This is a genomic window from Burkholderia sp. AU18528 (assembly GCF_002223215.2).
Lineage (GTDB): Bacteria > Pseudomonadota > Gammaproteobacteria > Burkholderiales > Burkholderiaceae > Burkholderia > Burkholderia semiarida.
Map to the genome: position 1 here is coordinate 151750 of NZ_NKFC02000009.1, position 13794 is coordinate 165543.

A 13794-nucleotide genomic window follows, 5' to 3' on the forward strand; every position below is an offset into this window, starting at 1 on the left:
GCGAACGTTCAAAATGAATTTGCATAAACGTCCGCTCTTCATCCTGACAAATTGCTTTCAATGCGTGCGCGCGGTGAGTGCGTGCCCCGGCGCGACGCCTGCGCGAGCGGCCCGGCAGAGTATAGCGCCCCACTTTTACACGCAAGCGATCGTGCCGGCCGCGCGTGCGCGGCATGCGCGGACAGCGCATTTTCCTTCAAGATTTTCACGGCATGCCCCTCTACACTCGACCCGTATTTCGACATTTATCGTCCGGCGCGGCAGCACGCCGGACTTGGACTCTCCGCCGGGCGAACTGCCGCGTTCACCCGGCGCTCATCCCGAGGTACCCGGAGGCGGCCATGGTCCAGATCGGAACTTTGTCGGTGGATTTCGAGCAGCGGGACATTCGCCGTCACGGCGCGTCGCTGCGCATCGGCGCGCGCGCGCTCGACATTCTCGAGGTCCTGCACCGCGCGAGCGGTTCGGTCGTGTCGAAAGACGACATCATGGATGCGGTCTGGCCGGGCCTGATCGTCGAGGAAAACCGGCTGCAGGTGCATGTGGCGACGCTGCGCAAGGCGCTCGGCGCGAGCCGCGATCTGATCAAGACGGTGCCCGGGCGCGGCTATCTGCTGGTCGCGAGCCCGTCGCCCGGCCCGGACCTCGTGCCCGCGGCCGACGCGCCGGCCGTCGCGGCGCCGCCCGACGCCCCCGCGTCGTCGCTGCTCGCGCCGCTCGTCGGGCGCGACGCCGAAATCGCGCAGATCGTCGACATGCTCGAGCGTACGCCGGTCGTCACGCTCGTCGGCGCGGGCGGCATCGGCAAGACGAGTCTTGCCGTGCGCGTCGCGCACGGCGTGCGCAGCCGCTCGCGCGAGCGCGTGCTGTTCGTCGAGCTGGCGCGCGCGTCGACGCGCGACGACATGCTGATCGCGCTGGCCGCCGAGCTCGGCCTCGACACGCAGGGCGTGCCTGCCATCGAGCGCATCGGCGACGCGTTCGCGACGTCGCGCTGCCTGCTCGTGCTCGACAACGCGGAGCACATCGTCGATCTGGTGGCGAGCCTCGTCGAAACGCTGACGTCGCGCGCGGGCTCGCCGCGCGTGCTCGTGACGAGCCGCGAGCCGCTGCACATTTCGGCCGAAGCGGTGCTGCGGATGAGCCCGCTCGCGGTGCCGGACGGCGGCGCGTCCGTCCCGGAAATGGTCCGCTGTTCGGCCGTCGAACTGTTCCTGGAGCGCGTGCGCACGGCCGCGCCGGATTGCCCGGTCGACGAAGCCGGCGTGCGGGTGATCGCGGACATCTGCCGGCGCCTCGACGGGCTGCCGCTCGCGATCGAGCTGGCCGCGGCGCGCGTGGCGACGCTCGGGCTCGCGGTCGTCGCGTCGCGTCTCGACGACCGGCTGAACCTGCTGACGGGCGGGCTGCGCTCGGCGCTGCCGCGTCATCAGACGCTGCGGGCGACGTTCGACTGGAGCTACGTGCTGCTCGATCCGGCCGCGCGCGCGCTGTTTCGCCGGATGGGATGCTTCATCGGGCCGTTTTCGTTCGATGCCGCGCGCGCGGTCGCGACCGAGCCCGGCACGTCGGCCGCGGACATGATCGCGGTGCTCGGCGAGCTGGTGGCGAAATCGCTGGTGACCGTCGAGTTCCATGGCGCGTATGCGCGCTACCGGCTGACCGAATCGACGCGCGCGTACGCGCTCGAAAAACTGCACAACGAAGGCGAATTCGAGCGGATCGTCGCGCGCCACGCGGCGTACGAGCGCGAGCATGCGCCCGCGCGTCCCGCGACGCTCGCCGACGCGCTGCCCGCGGATGCACCCGCGCCGGCCGCGGACGAACCGGCGGAGGCCGCCGTGGCCGCAGTCGTGCCCGAGCCCGACCGGCTGGCGCGTGCGCTGCTCGAGCCGGCGCGGATGCGCGCGTGCACGGCGCGCGCGCGCCAGGTACTCGACGCACTCGACACGGGCGCCGCTGGCCCGGTCGACGCCGCGCGCGAGATGCGGCTGCGGGCGGCCTGCGCGTCGGCGCTGCTGCATACCGATGGCGATGCGCCGGCCGCCGCCGCGATGTGGAACCGCACGCTCGGTCTCGCCGCGCATATCGGCGACGATGCGTTCGACGCGCGCGCGCTGGTCGGGCTGTGGCATACGATGCTGACGCTGTCGGACATCCACGAATCGCTGCGCTACGCGACGCGCTTCGAGCGCGCGGCCGAGCGGCGCGGGGACCGGTCGCAGCGGTTGCTGGCGAACACGATGGTCGCGACGTCGCTGCATTACTTCGGCGAGCATGCGCAGGCGCGCGAGCGGCTGGAAGCGGCGACGGCCGAACTCGCCGACGCGGACGAACCGGCGTGCGCGCAGGCCGCGCTCGGCGTCGACATGGCGACGCTGGGCCGCACGATGCTGATCCGTCTGCTCTGGATGCAAGGCGAGCCCGAGCATGCGATGCGCGTCGCCGCGCAGGCGGTCGAGTGCGCGCGCCGCGGCCCGTCGGCGCTCACGCTGTGCATCGTGCTCGGTGCGGCCGCCGCGCCGATCGCACTGCGCTACGGCGATCACGACATCACCTCCGACTATCTCGCGACGCTGCGCGCGACCGCCGACGCGCACGGCTTCGACATCTGGCGCAGTCACGCGGAATGCCTGACCGGGCAGTTCGACATCCAGGCCGGCCATCCCGGCGCCGGCCTCGCCCGCCTCGAACCGGCGCTGCGGCGCGTCGAGGCGAGCGGTTTCCGGCGTCTGCTCGCGCCGTTGACCGTTGCGTACGCGGAGGGCCTCGTGCGGACCGGTCGCGCGAACGAAGCGCGCTCCCGGCTCGATGCGACGCTCGCGCGCTGCCGCGCGCACGGCGAGCACCTGTTCGTCCCCGAATTGCTGCGGGTGAACGGCGTCGCGATGCTCGAACAGGCGCGCACCGTCGGCGCGGATCTCGCGGTGGCGTACGAGGCCGACGGCCATCGTCATCTGCAGATGGCGATCCAGACCGCGAACGCGCAGGGCGCCGCGATGTGGGCGCTGCGCAGTTCGCTCGATCTCGCCGATCACCTGATCGAGCGCGGGCACACCGCGCAGGCGTCGACGCTGGTCGCCGCGGGCGCGCGGCACTTCGATCCGGATTCGCGCGCCCACGACGTGCGCCGCCTGCTGCGCGTGCAGAACTTCGTCCGTCAGGAGGCGCCGCTCGCGCCGTGCCGGACGCGCGCGCGACGCGATGCCGCCGACGCGGCGCAGCAGGCGGCATAGCGATGCGCGAATCCGGTGCAGCAGCGCGCCCGCGCGATCGCGGCATGCGTGCCGACGCGCGCGGTGCGGCCGCTTGCCAGGCAGCGGCGCCAAGCAGCATGTCGCACGCAGGCGCGCACGGGAGGCCCGACGGTGCTTAGGGCGACGGAACCCGCGCGCTCGGCGGACCTCGTCGTCTTCAACGGCAAGATCGCGACCCAGGACGAACGACGCTCGTTCGTCCGCGCGCTCGCCGTGAAGGACGGGACCATCGTCGCGACCGGCGATGATCGCGACGTGCTGCGCCATGCGCGCGACGGCACGACCCGGATCGATCTGAACGGCCGTACCGTGATTCCGGGCCTGATCGATGCGCACCTGCAGGCGATCCGCGGCGGCATGAACTTCAACCTCGAGGTGCGCTGGGACGGCGTGCCGTCGCTTGCCGACGCGCTCGAACTGCTGGGCCGGCAGGTGCGACGCACGCCCGCGCCGCAATGGGCGCGCGTGGCGGGCGGCTGGACGGCGCTGCAGTTCGCGGAAAAGCGCGGCCCGACGGTGGCCGAGCTCAACGCGATCGCGCCCGACACGCCCGTATTCATTCAGCATCTGGGCGACAGCGCGTGGCTGAATGCGGCCGCGCTGCGCGCGCTCGGCTACGGCCGCGACACGCCCGATCCGCCCGGCGGCGAACTGCGGCGCGATCGCCACGGGCGGCCGACCGGGCTGCTGCTCGCGCGTCGGGATCCGGCCGTGCTGTTCGCGGCGCTCGCCCGCGCGCCCATGCTCGATGCGGCCGACCGGGTCAACTCCACGCGGCAGTTCATGCGCGCGCTGAACCGCGTGGGCGTGACGAGCGCGATCGACGCCGGCGGCGACGGCCTCGCGTATCCGGACGACTATGCGGCGGTCGCGACGCTCGCGCGGCGCGGCGAACTGACGACGCGCATCGCCTATGCGCTGGGCGCGCGGCACGCCGGCCGCGAACTCGACGATTTCGCGACATGGATCGCGCGGACGGCGCCCGGCGACGGCGACGCGTTCCTGCGCGTGAGCGGCGCGGGCGAGCGGCTGCTGTGCTCGGCGATCGATCTCGGGAATTTTCTCGAACCGCGCGTCGAGATGGCCGCGTCGGTCGACGCGGACCTGGCGGCCGTCGTCCGGCTGCTCGTGCGCCATCGCTGGCCGTTCCGGCTGCATGCGACCTACGACGAATCGATCGGCCGCTTCCTCGACGTGTTCGAAGCGGTCGATCGCGACACGCCGTTCGACGGGCTGCGCTGGTGCTTCGACCGCTGCGAGACGATCTCGGATGCCAATATCGCGCGTGTCGCGGCGCTGGGCGGCGGCATCACCGTGCAGCCGCGCATGGCGTTCCAGGGCGAAGCCTTCATCGCCCGCCACGGCGCGGCGGCGGCCACGCGCGCGCCGCCGATCCGCGCGATGCTCGCGGCCGGGCTGCCGGTCGGCGCGGGCTCCGGGGCGACGGGCGCGGCGAGCTACAACCCGTTCGTCGCGCTGTACTGGATGGTGTCGGGGCGCTCCGTCGGCGGCACCGCGCTGTATCCGGCGCGCAACCGGCTCGGCCGGATGGAGGCGCTGCGCCGCTATACGGTCGGCAGCGCATGGTTCTCCGCCGACGAGCACCGCAAGGGCGCGCTGGTGCCCGGCCGGTACGCCGACTTCGCGGTGCTGAGCGACGACTACTTCACGATCGACGCACGGCGCATCCCCGCGTTGTCGTCGGTGCTGACGGTCGTCGACGGCAAGGTCGTGCACGCGGAGCAGGAATTCGCGCCGCTGGCGCCGCCGCCGCCGCCCGTCAGTCCCGCATGGTCGCCGGTCGCGGAAGGCGGCGTCGGCGGCGCGGCGCTCGCCCGTCCGCATGCATCGGCGGCGGGCGACGCATGCGCGGCGCCCGGCAGCGATGCGTGCCGGGCGCGCGGTCACGGCCGCCGTTTCGCGCGGCCGCGCTATCCGACGGCAAGTGCGGCCGCCGAGCGCTGCGAAGCGTTCGGCCGCTGCTGCGTCGCGTTTTGAGCGGCGCGTGCCGGTGTGCGACGCGCCGCGCGCCGGACGCCCCCGGGCATTGAACGATTTTCCGCCCCGTGCGCGGGGCATGAAGGAGACAGGATGAATGCTGCGCACCCGCGCGCACCGGCCATCGGCGACGAAGTGGCCGGCGTTCGCATTCCGCGCACGCCCGTTGCGCTCGATGCGGCCGACGCGGCCCGCGCGTCGTTGCCCGCCGTGCTGGTCGATCACGCGGCGCGCGTGTTCGTGTTCGCGTCGCTCGCCGCGCGGCGGGCAGGCGACGCATGCAACGCATGCGACGCCGACGCGCTGTACGTCGCCGCGATGTACGCGAACATGGGGTTGAGCCATGCGTATTGCCGCTCGACCGAGCGCTACGAGCTCGACGGCGCCGATGCCGCATGCGCGCTGCTGTTGCGCCATCGGCGCTCGCGACGCGTGCGCGACGACGTGTGGCAGGCGATCGCGCTGCATACGACGCCCGGCGTGGCCGCCCGCGCGTCGCCGCTTGCGCGCGCGCTGGCGGCCGCCGTGTCGACCGACCTGATGGCGACCGACTTCGACGCATACACGCTCGACGAGCGTGACGCGCTGCTCGCCGCGTATCCGCGCGGCAGCGGTTTTCGCGAAACGTTCCTCGCGACGGTCGCGCGCGGCGTCGAACATCGGCCGCAATCGACGTTCGGCACGTGGAGTGCCGACGTGCTCGAACGCGCGGATCCGGATTTTCATCGGCCGAATTTCTGCGGGCGCGTGCTGGGCGCGCGGTGGAACGATACGTGACGGCGCCGCTCCGGCACGCGGCGGCCGGACGCGTCGCGGCACCGCGCCCGGCATGCCGGGCCCTGCGCGCCGCATGCGCGGATCATGCGTGCGACTGCGCGGCGTCGTGCCGCGCATAGTCGACGTAGCCGGCGCGGTCGCCGCCGTACCAGCCGATGGTCTTCGGCTCCGCGAGCGGTGCGCGGGCCGCGATGCGCTCCACGAGATCCGGGTTCGCGATGTACGCACGCGCAAACGCGACGAGATCGGCGTCGCCCGCGTCGATCAGCGCGTTCGCCGCGTCCGGTGAAATGCCGCCGTTGACGATCAGCGTGCCACGGAACGACCGCCGCGCGTGCTCGACGATGCGTGGCAGATCGGGCTCGCCGCTCCAGCCGTTGGTATCGGCCGCGTGCAGATAGGCGACGCCTGCCGCGTCGAGCATCCGGCCGACGTAGGCGAGCGTCGCGTCGGGGTCGGCGTCGCGCACGTTGTTGTATTTCGCGTACGGCGAGATGCGCACGCCGACGCGGTTCAACGGCATCACGCCGCCGACCGCGTCGACGATTTCCTCGAGAAAGCGCGCGCGGTTCGCGACCGAGCCGCCGTAGCGATCGTCGCGGCGGTTCAGCGTCGACGACAGGAACTGGTGCGGCAGGTAGCCGTTGGCCGCATGGATCTCGACACCGTCGAAGCCCGCGGCCATCGCGCGCGCGGCCGCCTGCCGGAATTCGTCGACGGTCGCGACGACTTCATCGGTCGTCATCGCGCGCGACGGCGTCGCATGAATCTTCGTGTAGTAGCCGTTCTGCAACTGTGCCCAGACCTGCAACTGTTCGAGGTCGTCGTTCACGCCGGACGGCGACAGCGGCGCGGCGCCGCCGAGCAGCGTCAGCGAGCTGACGCGGCCGCCGTGCCACAGCTGCGCGAAGATGCGCCCGCCGTTCGCGTGGACGGCGTCGGTGACGATTTTCCAGCCGGCGGCCTGTGCATCGTCGACGAGGCCGGGCGTCAGCTCGAACGCCGCGGAAGCCGCGCTGACGTTGGTGGCCTCGGTCACGATCAGGCCGGCCGACGCGCGCTGCGCGTAGTACTCGGCCATCAGTTCGGTGGGCAGGCCGCGCGACGGCGCGCGTGAGCGCGTCATCGGCCCCATCACGACGCGGTTCGGCAGCGCGAGGCCGCGCAGATCGTAGGCACTGAGCAGGGAAGACATGATGGACTCCTGTGGTTCGACGTGGAGCGGGGCGGCGGCGCGCCCCGCGAACGGATCGATTCGATGGGCGAGGGCGGCTCAACCCGCGGCGTGACGTTGCGCGTGCGGCCGCCCGACGAGCAGGTAGTGGGCGAGCGCGACGATCGGGAACGCGCCGGCCGCCGCGGCGACGAGCGGCCAGCCGCCACGCTCGTACAGCGGGCTCGCGAGCGCGGAGCCGACGGCGCCGCCGACGAAGATGCTCGTCATGTACAGCGCGTTCAGCCGGTTGCGGCTCGCCGCGTGCAGTGCGTAGATCTCGCGCTGGCCGAGCACCATGTTCATCTGCACCGCGAAGTCGAGCACGATGCCGGTGACGACGAGCCCGTACAGGCCGGTGCCGTGCACGAACCCGACCGCATACGACAGCGCGCCGGCCACGAGCGCGATCAGCGTCGCGCGCACCGTATGGCCGGCATCCGCCAGACGCCCCGCTACCGGCGCCGACGTCGCGCCGATCGCACCGACCAGCGCGAACAGGCCGATCGCCGATTGCGACAGCCCATAGTGACGCGTCAGTTCGACCGGCACGGCCGTCCAGAACAGGCTGAACGACGCGAACATCAGGCCCTGGTAGAACGCGCGGTGGCGCAGCACCGGCATCGTGCGAACGAGGTGCAGCAGCGAGCCGATCAGCTCGAAATAGGTCGCGCGGTGATCGGGCTGGCGCGACGGAATCGTCAGCGCGAGCACGGCCGTGACGAGCGTCATCAGCACGGCCGCGGCCGCGAACACGAAGCGCCAGCCGAACGCGTCGGCCACCACGCTCGACAGCGGGCGGGCCAGCAGGATGCCGAGTAGCAGCCCGCTCATGATCGTGCCGACGATGCGGCCGCGCGAATGATCCGGCGCGAGGTGCGCGGCGAGCGGCACGAGAATCTGCACGGCCACCGAGCTGAACCCGATCAGCAGCGAAACCGCGAGAAAGAGCCCGGGCGTGCGCACGAGCGCCGCCGCCGCGAGGCTCGCGATCGACACGACGGCCGTCACGATCATCAGCTTGCGGTTTTCGAGCAGATCGCCGAGCGGCACGATGAAGAACAGGCCGAACGCATAGCCGATCTGCGTCAGCGACACGATCAGGCTCGCCGTGTCGCCGGACATGTGCAGGCTCGGCGCGATGAGCTCGGTGATCGGTTGCGCGTAGTACAGGTTCGCGACGATCGCGCCGCAACTGAAGGCGAACAGCAGGATCAGCCCCTGCGTGAGCTTGGCGCCGTGCGCGGGCGGCGCGAGCGGTGTTGAATCCGTTGACATGGTCGACTCCTGGAAAAGGGAAAGGCCGGCTACCGGAGCGCCGCGCCGGCATGGAGGCCGGCCGCGATACGGTGCACCGCATTGCCGTCAATACTATTGATCAATCGATAAAGCCGGAAGCGGAACGCCGCGCAATCGAGCGTTGCGCGGCACGCAAAGGTGCCGCGCCGGGCGGGTTCAGCCGCGTTTGCCCTGCAGCGTCGGAATCTGCTCGAACAGCCCCGCGAGCCAGTCGACGAACACCTTCAGCTTGACCGGAATGTGGCGATTGGGCGGATACAGCACCGAGATCGGCCGGGCCGGCGCGTTGAAATCGGTCAGCACCTCGCGCAGCCGGCCCGATTTCAGGTACGGCTCGACGAGGTACAGCGACGTCTTGATCAGCCCGATGCCGGCGACGCCGCACTCGATGTAGTTGTCCGCGTCGTTGACGGCCACCGTGCCGCACATCTGCACGATGCGCGGCTCGCCGTCCACGACGTAGTCCCACGCGCGTGGCCGCCCGGTATCGGCGGAGATGTGACTGACCGCGACGTGCCGCGCGAGATCGTCGACGGTCTCCGGCTCGCCGAACCGCGCGAAATACGCGGGCGAGCCGCACGTGCAGGTGGTCAGGCTGCCGATCCGCCGCGCGATCATCCCCGAATCGTCCAGCGCGCCGATGCGCACCACGCAGTCGACCCCTTCGCCGACGAGGTCGATCTGCCGGTCGGTCACGCCGAGTTCGAGCATGATGTCCGGATGGGCGTCGAGAAACGCCGGCAGCGCGGGCACCACGACCTGCTTCGCCATCGCCGGCGGCAGGTTCACCTTCAGCCGGCCGCGCGGCACGTTGCGCGCCTGCGAGACCGACGCCTCCATGTCGTCGATCTCGCGCAGCACCGCGACGGACCGTTCGTAGTAGGCCTGGCCGTCCTCGGTCAGCGAGATGCGGCGCGTGGTGCGGTTCAGCAGCCGGCAGCCGAGGTGCTGCTCGAGACCGCTCAGCAGCGCCGACACGCGCGGCGTGGTGAGGCCGGTCGTGTCGGACGCGCGCGTGAAGCTGCCGGTTTCGACGATGCGCGTGAACACGCGCATCGAAAGCAAGGTATCCATCGTCGGAAGTTCTCCAGCCTGTCGGCATGCGGCGCCGGTGCGTGCCGGCGCCGTCTGGTCGGATATCGGATATCGGGTATCGCGTAGCGGGGGCGACCGGGCCGCTATGCGTCGATGCGCTTTCTCAGCGCGTCGCCGGCAAACGGCATTTCACGCATGCGCTGGCCGGTCGCGTCGAAGATCGCGTTGGCCAGTGCGCCGGCGGTCGGCCCCATCGACGCCTCGGCCGCGCCGAGAAACGGCGCGCCGGGACGATTGATCAGATGAACCTTCACGCTTTGCGGCGCCGCCGAGAAACGCAGGATCGGATAGCTGCTCCAGTCGAAGCTGCGAATCCGTTCGGTGTCGTACTTCAGCGCCTCGTACAGCGTCCAGCTCGCGGCCTGCACGATGCCGCCCTCGATCTGGTTGCGGATCCCGTCCGGCGACACGACCTGGCCCGCGTCGACCGCCGCTTCCGCGCGCTCGAGCGTCACCTGGCCGGTTTCCGGCACGACCGACACCTCGACCGCGATCGCGACGTAGGCCATCAGGTTCTTGTACTTGCCGAACGCGAAGCCGACGCCGCGGTTGCGCGCACGCGGCGGCCGCGGCCAGCCGAAGTGCGTCGCGGCGAGCTTGATCACCTGCCGCGCGCGATGGTCGTCCATGTGGCGCAGCCGGAATTCGACCGGATCGACGCCGGCCGCATGCGCGAGCTCGTCCATGAAGCTTTCGATCGCCCAGACGTTGGTGTGCGCGCCGAGCGAGCGCATCGCGGAGGTCTGCAGCGGCATCGTCGGCGAGAAGTTGTTGACGATGTGCTGGTTCGGCAGCGCATACAGCGGAATCGCGTTGCGGTCGCCGCCGCCTTCCGGTTGCAGCATCGGCGTCGACGGCGCGGGCACGAACGGCGGCTCCAGCATGCGCGCCGGCAGCAGCCGGCCGGCGTTGACGATCCGCTCGTTGTGCGAGCTGCTCCACAACGCATAGTTCCAGTCGACGATGCGCCCGCTCGCGTCCAGCGATGCGCTGACCTCCGTCACCATCGCGGGCGTGAAGTGGTCCCACGTGTGTTCCTGTTCGCGCATCCATTGCACGCGAATCGGCTTGCCCGGCATCGCGGCGGCGATCAGCGCGGCGTGCGCGGCCGCGTCGTCCGCCGCATTGTGCCCGTAGCAGCCCGACCCCTCGGTGTGAATGCAGCGGATGCTCGACTTCGGCATCGACAGCATCTCGGCGAGCGCGTCGCGCAGCGGGTAGACGCCCTGCGAGTGCGTCCACACCGTCATCATCCCGTTCTCGAGATGCGCGACCGAACACGACGGCCCGATCGACCCGTGCAGCAGGTAGTTCTTCAGGAACGTCGCATTGAGCGTCTTCACGGCCGGCGCGGCGGCCGCATGCGTGTTCGCGATCTCGATGCGCTGTGTCGCGATCCGCTTCAGGTCCGCGTGCACGGTGCCGCGCTCGGGCAGCGTGCGGCCCGGCGACCAGCGGCAGCCGGCGGCGAGCGCGCGCTGCGCGACCACCGCCTGCCATTCGCCCTGCGCGACGACCGCGAGCATGCTGCCGTTGCGCACGATCCGCACGACGCCCGGCAGCTTCAGGATCGCGGTTTCGTCGAACGACAGCAGCTTCGCTTCATATACCGGCGGCATCACGACGCGCGCGTGCAGCATGCCGGGCAACTGCATGTCCTGCACGTAGCTGACGCCGCCCGTGACCTTGTTCGGGATGTCGACGCGCGGCAGCGACGTGCCGATCACGGCGAACGTCGCCGGGTTCTTCAGCGGCGACGTGGGCGTCGCATTGCGATGCAGGTCGACCGTGCGGATCGCGTCGCCGTAGGTCATCGTGCGTCCGTCGGGCGCCGTGATCACCGCGTCGGCGGTCGTCAGCACGCGCGGCTCGACGCCGAAGCGCTTCGCCGCGCCTTCCACCAGCAGCGCACGCACCTGCGCGGCCGCGTTCAGCAGCGCGGAGCCGCTGTCGGCCATCGTGTGGCTGCCGGCCGTCAGGCCCTCGTCGGGCGACGCGCCGGTGTCGGCCGTCAGGAACGTGATCAGCGACGGCTTCATGTCGAGTTCCTCGGCGGCCACCTGCAGCAGCGCCGTGCGCACGCCGGTGCCGAGCTCGACCTTGCCGGTAAACACGGTGACCTTGCCGTCGGGCGCGATCTTGATCCACGCGTCGAGCAGCGGATTGGTCTTCAGGCTGCCGGCGAGCGCCTGCGTGGCTTTCGCCACGTGCACGGCCGCGCCTTCGTCGGCGATCACCAGCTGCGCGGCCGCGCGCGACGCGGGCGCGAGACTGAACGCGACGAACAGCGCGCCGGAGACGATGAAGTGCCGGCGGCTTTCGTCGATGTCGTCGTGGGAATTCATTACAGCCCCTTGCTGATCGTGACGGGAGCGGAAGCGGGTTCGGGGGCCGGCAGCCCCGCGACCGAGCGCACCGCCGCGAGAATCCGCATGTGCGTGCCGCAGCGGCACAGGTTCGGTTCCATGTGCGTGCGCAGTTCCTGTTCGGTCGGTTTCGGGTTGCGTTCGAGCAGCGCCTGCGCGCGCATGATCATCCCGGCGATGCAGTAGCCGCACTGCGCGGCCTGGTGCTCGATGAACGCGCGTTGCAGCGGGCCCGGACGCTCGGCGGTGCCGAGGCTCTCGATGGTACGCACGCTGCGCGAACCGACCGCGGCCACCGGCATCAGGCACGAGAACGTCGGCTTGCCGTCGACGATCACGGTGCACGCGCCGCACTGCCCGAGGCCGCAGCCGAACTTCGCGCCGTGCAGGTGCAGGTCGTTGCGCAGCGCGTACAGCAGCGGCGTGGACGGGTCGATGTCCAGCGTGTGGCGCACGCCGTTGACGGTGAGGGTGATCATCGTGCGGTGTCCTCTTTTCTGAGCTTCGCGGCCATCGCGTCGACGCCCGACCACGCGGGGCGGTCGGTATAGGTTTCTCGCACGTACGCGGCGAGATCGGCGATCTGCGCGTCGTCGTACTGGTCGACGAACGACGGCATGTAGTTGAGCGTATCCTCGCCGTGCCAGCCGATGCCGTTGAACATCATCTGGATCGCGTTGCGCGGCGTGTCTGCGTTGACCGCCGTGCTGAACGCGAGCGTCGGCCGTTCGCCGATCGACTGCATCGGCGCGGCCGGCCCGTGGCACTGCGCGCACGATGCCTGGAACAGCACCGCGCCGCGCTGCGCGGCCGGCGTCGTCGCGACGCGTTCGACCGGATGCGCAGCCGCGGCCGCACGTGCGTTCGCCGGTTTCTGGATCGACAGGATGTACGCGGCGATCGCCTCGACGTCCTCCACCGGCACCGTCGCGAGGTCGCGCGTGACAGGCAGCATCGGCCCGGCCGCCGCGCCGTGCTCGCTCGCGCGGCCGGTGCGCAGGTAGGTGACGAGCTGCGCCTGCGTCCACGGCCGCGCGGCATCCCCGAGCGCATTGAGCGGCGGCGCTTCCCAGCCGTCGACGATGCCGCCGTCGAACGCGCGGCCGCGCTGCTCGCCGCCGATCGCGTTCAGCGGCGAATGGCACGATGCGCAGTGGCCGAGCCCGTCGACGAGCATCCTGCCGCGGTTCCATTGCGCGGACTGCGCAGGGTCGGGTTGATATGCGCCTTCGTGCAGGAACAGCACGTTCCAGAACGCCACCAGCGGCCGGAAGTTCAGCGGGAATATCAGGTCGTTGGCGGGCGTCGTCGCGCGCACCGGCTCGCGGGTCATCAGGTACGCATACGCGGCGGCGATGTCGTCGTCGGACATCCGCGTGAAATGGATGTACGGAAACGCCGGGTAGAGCGGCTGGCCGTTGCGTCCGATGCCGGTGCGCAGCGCGCGGGCGAACGCGTCGCGCGACCAGCGGCCGATCCCCGTTTCGGCATCCGGCGTGATGTTGGTCGCGTAGATCGTGCCGAACGGCGTCGCGAGCGGCAACCCGCCCGCGAACGGCTTGCCGTCCTTCGCGGTGTGGCACACGACGCAGTCGCCGAGCGCGACGACGCGCGCGCCGGCGCGCACCAGTTGCGGATCGAACGAAGCGGGGGCGGGCGGGTCGATCGGCGCGATCGACGGCCGCACCATGATGCCGATCGCGATCGCCAGGCCGGCGACCGCGATGCCGGCCGCGCCGAACCAGAGTCGTTTGTGCTTCATGCGCGCTCCGCGCGAAGCGGTACGCCG

General features: G+C 71.1%; 9 protein-coding genes. 3 read left to right on the plus strand and 6 right to left on the minus strand.

Annotation, left to right across the window (positions count from 1 at the left end):
* Nucleotides 1-341 precede the first annotated feature (341 nt).
* The 3 genes from CFB52_RS31345 (at nt 342) to CFB52_RS31355 (ending at nt 6032) form a co-directional block, all read left to right on the plus strand.
* On the plus strand, nt 342-3236 hold the full coding sequence (locus tag CFB52_RS31345; RefSeq protein WP_099318378.1) for a winged helix-turn-helix domain-containing protein: 2895 nt from the start codon (nt 342-344) through the stop codon (nt 3234-3236).
* 132 nt (nt 3237-3368) lie between these two features.
* Nucleotides 3369-5255: an amidohydrolase gene (locus CFB52_RS31350; protein ID WP_180278292.1), complete on the plus strand. Its 1887-nt coding sequence runs from the start codon at nt 3369-3371 to the stop codon at nt 5253-5255.
* Between the two features lie 93 nt (nt 5256-5348).
* Nucleotides 5349-6032, plus strand: a complete 684-nt coding sequence (locus tag CFB52_RS31355) for a hypothetical protein (protein ID WP_059574825.1) — start codon at nt 5349-5351, stop codon at nt 6030-6032.
* An 82-nt stretch (nt 6033-6114) separates the two neighbouring features.
* Here CFB52_RS31355 and CFB52_RS31360 read toward each other — a convergent pair whose 3' ends face one another.
* From CFB52_RS31360 to CFB52_RS31385, 6 genes are all read right to left on the minus strand, one after another.
* Nucleotides 6115-7227: an alkene reductase gene (locus CFB52_RS31360; protein ID WP_059574828.1), complete on the minus strand. Its 1113-nt coding sequence runs from the start codon at nt 7225-7227 to the stop codon at nt 6115-6117.
* A 78-nt stretch (nt 7228-7305) separates the two neighbouring features.
* The gene (locus CFB52_RS31365) at nt 7306-8523 is read right to left on the minus strand and encodes an MFS transporter (RefSeq protein ID WP_060310515.1); all 1218 of its coding nucleotides are present in this window, start codon (nt 8521-8523) and stop codon (nt 7306-7308) included.
* Between the two features lie 177 nt (nt 8524-8700).
* Nucleotides 8701-9618, minus strand: a complete 918-nt coding sequence (locus CFB52_RS31370; RefSeq protein WP_059640765.1) for a LysR family transcriptional regulator — start codon at nt 9616-9618, stop codon at nt 8701-8703.
* Between the two features lie 104 nt (nt 9619-9722).
* Entirely contained in the window at nt 9723-11984 is a 2262-nt protein-coding gene (locus CFB52_RS31375; RefSeq protein WP_099318379.1) for a molybdopterin cofactor-binding domain-containing protein, read from the minus strand.
* Nucleotides 11984-12484: a (2Fe-2S)-binding protein gene (locus tag CFB52_RS31380; RefSeq protein ID WP_060310513.1), complete on the minus strand. Its 501-nt coding sequence runs from the start codon at nt 12482-12484 to the stop codon at nt 11984-11986. The genes CFB52_RS31375 and CFB52_RS31380 overlap by 1 nt, the downstream gene beginning before the upstream one ends.
* Nucleotides 12481-13767, minus strand: a complete 1287-nt coding sequence (locus CFB52_RS31385) for a cytochrome c (RefSeq protein WP_099318380.1) — start codon at nt 13765-13767, stop codon at nt 12481-12483. Before CFB52_RS31385 ends, CFB52_RS31380 begins: the two co-directional genes overlap by 4 nt.
* Nucleotides 13768-13794 lie beyond the last annotated feature (27 nt).

Coding starts and splice junctions, on each gene's coding strand:
- CFB52_RS31370 (WP_059640765.1), bottom strand. CDS start 9,618: ATGGATACCTTGCTTTCGATGCGCGTGTTCACGCGCATCGTCGAAACC.
- CFB52_RS31375 (WP_099318379.1), bottom strand. CDS start 11,984: ATGAATTCCCACGACGACATCGACGAAAGCCGCCGGCACTTCATCGTC.
- CFB52_RS31360 (WP_059574828.1), bottom strand. CDS start 7,227: ATGTCTTCCCTGCTCAGTGCCTACGATCTGCGCGGCCTCGCGCTGCCG.
- CFB52_RS31355 (WP_059574825.1), top strand. CDS start 5,349: ATGAATGCTGCGCACCCGCGCGCACCGGCCATCGGCGACGAAGTGGCC.
- CFB52_RS31365 (WP_060310515.1), bottom strand. CDS start 8,523: ATGTCAACGGATTCAACACCGCTCGCGCCGCCCGCGCACGGCGCCAAG.
- CFB52_RS31345 (WP_099318378.1), top strand. CDS start 342: ATGGTCCAGATCGGAACTTTGTCGGTGGATTTCGAGCAGCGGGACATT.
- CFB52_RS31380 (WP_060310513.1), bottom strand. CDS start 12,484: ATGATCACCCTCACCGTCAACGGCGTGCGCCACACGCTGGACATCGAC.
- CFB52_RS31385 (WP_099318380.1), bottom strand. CDS start 13,767: ATGAAGCACAAACGACTCTGGTTCGGCGCGGCCGGCATCGCGGTCGCC.